Source organism: Acutalibacter sp. (genome assembly GCF_056800975.1).
Map to the genome: position 1 here is coordinate 1 of NZ_JBQISV010000108.1, position 6,423 is coordinate 6,423.

General features: G+C 56.7%; 5 protein-coding genes. 4 read left to right on the plus strand and 1 reads right to left on the minus strand.

Annotated features, from left to right (window positions below; all coding sequences use genetic code 11):
• The 4 genes from ACTO5E_RS09605 to ACTO5E_RS09620 form a co-directional block, all read left to right on the plus strand.
• Positions 1-255, plus strand: a 255-nt coding sequence (locus ACTO5E_RS09605; protein WP_482303239.1) for a hypothetical protein, incomplete at its 5' end; no start/stop codon positions are given.
• 294 nt (positions 256-549) lie between these two features.
• A complete protein-coding gene (locus ACTO5E_RS09610) occupies positions 550-2,427 on the plus strand; it encodes an extracellular solute-binding protein (RefSeq protein WP_482303241.1) in 1,878 nt (625 codons plus the stop codon).
• A gap of 112 nt (positions 2,428-2,539) precedes the next feature.
• Positions 2,540-3,466, plus strand: a complete 927-nt coding sequence (locus tag ACTO5E_RS09615; protein WP_482303242.1) for an ABC transporter permease — start codon at positions 2,540-2,542, stop codon at positions 3,464-3,466.
• A gap of 13 nt (positions 3,467-3,479) precedes the next feature.
• On the plus strand, positions 3,480-4,367 hold the full coding sequence (locus ACTO5E_RS09620) for a carbohydrate ABC transporter permease (protein WP_482303244.1): 888 nt from the start codon (positions 3,480-3,482) through the stop codon (positions 4,365-4,367).
• 106 nt (positions 4,368-4,473) lie between these two features.
• On the opposite strand, the gene ACTO5E_RS09625 is transcribed toward ACTO5E_RS09620, so the two are convergent.
• Positions 4,474-6,423, minus strand: a 1,950-nt coding sequence (locus tag ACTO5E_RS09625; protein ID WP_482303245.1) for a hybrid sensor histidine kinase/response regulator, incomplete at its 5' end; no start/stop codon positions are given.

Sequence of the window (6,423 nt, forward strand, 5' to 3'; positions counted from 1 at the left end):
CATGTGTATGAGCTCACCGGCAAGGCCGCCTGCGATGTGGTGGACATGAAGGGGGAGAAGTTCCTCAGCGCCGCCGCGGAGAAGAAAGGGGACAAGGTCACGGTCCGCCTCAACGGAAAAACGGAGGGCCTGAGCCTGCTGCTGCATCATGTGCAGGCTGTCAGCAGCGTGAACGGCGCGGCGGCTGAAAAGGCGGAGCAGGGCGTACTGCTGCGCGTGAACGAGGGCGCGGATACAGTGAGCTTCCACATCTAAAAGAAAGCGGCGGCTGAATCGCAGAAAAACAGGCGTTTTGTACAGAGAAAGGCCAGGGTATTTGTGGCTTTTTTCCGTGAGCTTGTGTGTTCGACAAAGAGCATTGGTGGAAATGCCGAAAAGGAATGCAATTTCAGAAAAATATTTTCCATCCAGCTCTTTACAATTTGTTTATGGTGTGATATAATTCTGACGAAACCATGACGCAAGAGGAGTACTCCTCTTGGTGTTTCCGACTAGGGTCGGAAACAATCGAGTCATGGTGAACAAAATATGTAAAGGAGAAGATCAAAAATGACCAAAAGAATTCTGGCTCTGATCCTGGCGCTGTGCCTGGTCGCGACAGTGTTTGCGGCCTGCGGCGGCGACAGCGGCGAAAGCAGCTCTTCTGCGGCTGGAGATACCAGCTCCAGCTCCAGCGAGAGCGCTCCTGCTGACGATGGCGGCAGCAGCGAAGATGGCGACGTCAGCACGCCTGAGGACGGCGGCGCCGCTGTGAGCGGCGAGGGCTCCATGGAGGCCGCTGGCCTGAAGTGGCACACCGCCGAGGAGGTTGAGGGCGACGACGCGCCTGCCGGCGAGATCGACGAGCGGGCTTTCCAGAAGTTTGACGAGGTGGTGGAGGTCCACTTTGCCAGCTCGATCGACCCGGTGGACACCACTCTGTCTGAGGGTGAGGATGCTGCCAACAACCAGTACACCCGCTATCTGGAGGAGAACTTCAACATCAAGTTTGTCTCTGACTGGACTGTGGGCTCTACGGCTGACTTCCAGCAGAAAATCTCCCTGCAGATCGCTTCCGCCTCCCTGCCGGACGGCATAGTGGTTCCCAACCGCAGCTACATGGTAAAGGCCGCTCAGTCTGAGCTGCTGGCCGACCTGCATGACGTGTATGACCAGTATGCATCCAAGCAGGTCAAGCAGATCATGGAGTCCACCGATGGCCGCGCCTACAGCAACGGCACCTATGATGGGACGTTTGTGGGCCTGCCCAATGTGTCTGTGGAGACCGACGGCATCTACATCTACTTCATCCGCCAGGATTGGCTGGACGAGCTGAAGATTGAGGTTCCCAAGACCATCGCTGAGCTGGAAGCCGCTGCCCAGAAGTTCAAGGACGAGGGCAAGTCTCCCAAGTACTCCATTGCGGGTGTGGGCCAGGGTGTGCGCAGTTATGCAAACTTCCTTGAGTCCGGCAACAAGAGCTACGGCTTTGACGCTGTTTACCAGGCCAAGGACGCCTACCCGGGCTTCTTCTACTACGAGGGCGACGAGCTGGTTTACGGCACCAACACCCAGCAGACCCGGGACACCCTGGAGATTCTGGCTGACTGGTACAAGAAGGGCCTCATCAACCCCGAGCTGGGCGTTGCCACCAACGGCGACGAGGCTGCGGGCGTAAAGGAAGGCACTTGCGGCATTTTCATGGGTCCCTGGTGGAGCCTGGGCTACGGCAACGGCGACTCCTTCAAGAACGACCCCACCGCCGACTGGCAGGCTTATCCCCTTTACAGCGATGATGGCAAGTGGAATGTGAAGATCAAGGACTGCGGCTCCTCTTACACAATCGTGAGCGCCGACGCCTCTGACGATGTGAAGAAGGCCATCATCATCACCAACAACGTGCTTGTGCGTGACGAGTCCATCTTCGACACCTCTGTTGCTATCGGCTGGTACCCGCTGCGCAACACCATGGCCGCCATGGACGAGTGCGAGTACGAGTACAACGCCCTGATGGACGTGCTCAAGGGCGACAAGACTGCTGAGGACTACAACATCCCCGGCAACATCTACAAGAACCTGTACACCGACGCTGTGGACCTGCCCACTGTCTTCAAGGAGGACTTCAAGGGCGATCGCAATGTCAGCGTGAACGACATGGACGTGATGACCAACAACGGCCAGTTCAACCGCTACTACGCCATTATGGTAGGCGACCGGCCCTATGCCACCCTTACGCCCGACAAGAAGGTGGAGTCTGTCATCTACTACACCATCGATGAGTTCGACACCTATTGGACCCAGCTGCAGGACCTGGAGGACCAGACTATCATGTCCATCATGACCGGTCAGGCCGACATCTCCGCCTTTGACACCTATGTGCAGAACTGGAAGGCCCAGGGCGGCGACACCATCCTGGCGGCTGTGGACGCCTTTGTCAAGGCTGGCTGATTTTGATTGACCGCCTTTGTTTCAAAGTGAAATAAGTTGACGAGGAGCAAAGGCGTTTTCGTGAAGGAGAACGCCTTTGCCCTTTTATTATGGTGATTTTAGGAGGGAGAACGTGGAAAACAACGGCCAGACTGCTCCTAAGAAGATAAGAAAATCTCTGCCTGTCAGCTTCCATTATACCCTGATGACCATTCCGGGCTTTTTGTGGATGATTGCCTTCAGCATTGTGCCCATGGTGGGCATTCTGATGGCTTTTCAGAATTACATGCCCAAAAAGGGCTGGTTTGGCTCTGAATGGGTGGGGCTTAGCAACTTTACCTACCTGATGAGCCTGGGCGATGTGTGGAACATTGTGCGCAACACCCTGGTGATTGCGATTGGCAAGCTGGTGCTCAACATCGTCATTCCCCTGGTTTTTGCCATTCTGCTCAACGAGGTCAAGAATGTGGCTTTCAAGAAGTCTGTGCAGACCATTGTGTATCTGCCCCACTTTATTTCCTGGGTTATTCTGGCAAATATCGTGGGCAACATCTTTGGCTTCTTCGGCATTTTCAACAGCGTTTACACCGCCTTTGGCAACGAGCCCAAGATGTGGCTCACAGACCCCAATCTGTTCCAGGGCTTTGTCATTGGCACGGATGTATGGAAGGAATTCGGCTATAACGCGGTAGTGTTCCTGGCAGCGCTGACAGGCATCAGCCCCAGCCTGTATGAGGCGGCGGCCATTGACGGCGCGTCCCGGTGGCAGTCCATCCGCAACATCACCCTTCCGGCCCTGATCCCCACCGTGGTGCTGCTGACTACTCTGGCCATGGGCAATGTGCTCAACGCGGGCTTTGACCAGGTGTTCAACATGTATTCGCCCATGGTGTACAGCACCGGCGACATTATTGACACCTACGTCTACCGCATCGGCATCACCAACATGCAGTTCTCGCTGGCAACGGCGGTGGGCCTGTTCAAGTCAGTGGTCAGCTTTACCTTGATCACTGTGTCCTATGTGCTGGCTTATAAATTCGCCGACTACACTATTTTCTAAGGGGGGGAGCACAATGGTAGAGAATAAGACCTTTTTGTCCAGACTGTTTGACGTCATCAACGTGCTCATCCTGCTGCTTCTGGCAGTGAGCTGCCTGTACCCCCTGTGGTACACCTTTTGTGTGTCTGTGTCCGACAAGATCGCCGTGTCCTCCGGCCAGGTAACCATGTTCCCCATTGGCTTCAACATCAACTCCTACAAGCTGGTTATGGGCGACGCCAAGTTCTGGAACTCCTTCTGGATTTCTGTGCAGCGCGTGGTGTTTGGCACGGTGTTCACTATGGTAGTCATTATCATGATGGCCTATCCCCTCTCCAAGAACAAGAGGGAGTATAAACCCCGCAATTTCATGATGTGGGCGCTGATCTTCTGCATGCTGTTCAACGGCGGCACCATCCCCTGGTTCATCACCGTCAAGACCTATGGCCTGATGAACACCATGGCGGCCCTGGTGCTGGCGGGCAGTGTGCCTGTGTTCAATGTGATTCTGCTGATGAACTTCTTCCGCAACCTGCCCAGCGATTTGGAGGAGGCTGCTTCCATTGACGGCGCAGGCCCCTGGCGCATTCTCTGGCAGATTGTGGTGCCCTGCTCGGTGCCGGTTATTGCCACAGTGGTGCTGTTTACCTCGGTGGGCTTCTGGAATGAGTTCTTCCAGGGCCTGGTGCTGATGAATAGCGACGATATGTACCCCCTGCAGACCTATATCAAGCAGATTGTGGTGCAGATTCCTGTGGGCGTCACCCTGACGGCTGAGCAGTATCAGCAGCTGAATCAGAACTCCAACAAGGCGTTGGAGGCGGCGAAGGTGTTCATCGCCATGATTCCCATGCTGATTGTATATCCCTTCCTGCAGAAGTATTTTGTGAACGGCATTACACTGGGCGCAGTGAAGGAGTAATGTTCTGTCATTGGCGCAGGCCGGCTGGTCTGGCTGCGTAAAGGAAAAAGCCTGAGCTCTTTTGAGAGCCCAGGCTTTTTTGTATTCATTTTTAACCGGACAGCAGTCAACTCAACGCCTGTTCCAGGGTTTCCAGCAGCTGCTCAATGTTGATGGGCTTGGCAATGTGCCCGTTCATTCCCGCTTTCAGAGCCTCCTGCTTATCCTCGTCAAAGGCGTTGGCAGTCATGGCGAAAATCGGGATGCGGGACAGCCGGGGGTCCTTCATCTTACGGATATACCGGGTGGCCGCATAGCCCCCCATGATGGGCATCTGCACGTCCATCAGAATCAGACAATAGTGGTCCGGCTTGGCAGACTTCAGCATATCCACAGCCATTTGCCCGTCCGTGGCAACATCCACCTGGAAGCCGGCCTCCTCCAGAATAGCCAAGGCGATCTCCTGGTTCAGCTCATTGTCCTCTGCCAGCAGAATGCGGCCGGTGAGCGCGGTCTTTTTCTGAGGAATGGGCGGCTCCTCCTCCTGGGGCTGGGCGGCGTCTACGCTGACAATGGAGCGCAGACAGCTGCGCAGCTCAGAGGCAAACAGAGGCTTGCTGCAGAAGGCAGTGACCCCGGCCTCCTTGGCCTCCTCCTCAATGTCCGACCAGTCGTAGGCAGTGAGGATGACAATGGGCGCGTCCCCGCCGGTCTCCTTGCGGATGCGCCGGGCCACCTCCACGCCGTTCATGTCTGGCATCAGCCAGTCGATGATATAGACACAGTAGCTGTCGTTGCGGGCCACAGCCTGGCGGGTGCGCAGCACCGCCTCCCGGCCGGAGAGGGTCCATTCGGCCCGCATACCGATCTGCTGCAGCATATAGGTCACGCTGTCGCAGGTGTTGAAGTCGTCGTCTACCACCAGGGCCCGCAGATTCTTCAGCTCAGGGATCAGCTGGGATTCCCGGGCGCCGGGGCTCAGCCGGAAGCAGAAGGAGACAATGAACTCAGTGCCTACCCCCTGCTCGCTGCGCACCTCGATCAGGCCGTTCATCATGTCCACAATATTCTTGGTGATGGCCATGCCCAGGCCCGTGCCCTGCACGCCGCTCATGGTAGAATTGCGCTCCCGCTCAAAGGGCTCGAAGATGTGAGAGACAAATTCCTTGCTCATGCCAATGCCTGTGTCCTTGATGCGGAACTCATAGAACCCGCTGCCCTGGGGCGCGCCGGGCTTTTGGGTAATGCGCATGCTGACCGAGCCGCCTGCGCCGGTATACTTGATGGAGTTGCCCAGCAGATTGAGCAGCACCTGGTTCAGCCGCAGCTTGTCGCAGTAGATCTCCTCGTCCATAATGTCCAGGGTGTCCACAGAGAAATCCAGCTGCTTGGCCCGAATGTCCGCCAGAACAATGCTCTGCAGGCTGTGGAGGATTTCCGGCAGGCTGCAAATCTCCTCGTCCAGGTGGATTTTGCCGCTTTCGATGCGGCTCATGTCCAGAATATCATTGATCAGACTGAGCAGGTGGTTGCCCGAGGTCATGATTTTTTTCAGGTACTCCTCCACCTGGTCCCGACGCTCGATGTGGGTGAGGGCCAGAGAGGTGAAGCCCACAATGGCGTTCATGGGGGTGCGGATGTCGTGGGACATGTTGGAGAGGAAGGTGCTCTTGGCCTTGCTGGCCCGGTTGGCCTGGGCCAGAGCGTCCTGCAGCAGGGCGGTTTTTTCCAGCTCGTTGCGGGTCTCCTCATCCACACTGCGGAAGCCCAGCACCGCCGAGCGGCCGGTAGCCCAGGTGCCAAAGCGCACCATCTTCATCTGGAAGTAGCGCACCTCGCCCCCGCACACCGTGCGGTAGTTCAGGTAGGAGCTGCCCTTTTCCGTCAGCTCTCTTTCCAGGTAGTCCCGGGAGCAGGCCTGACGCAGGGCCTCCCGGTCCTCCAGATGGACGCAGGTTTTTATGTAGCGACCCATGCACTCGTCCATCATCAGCTCGCCGGAGAAGATGCTCTCAAGAATGCCGAACTTGCAATCGCTCACCCGCAGGGCGCTGCCCCGGCCGGTCTCCAGGTCGAA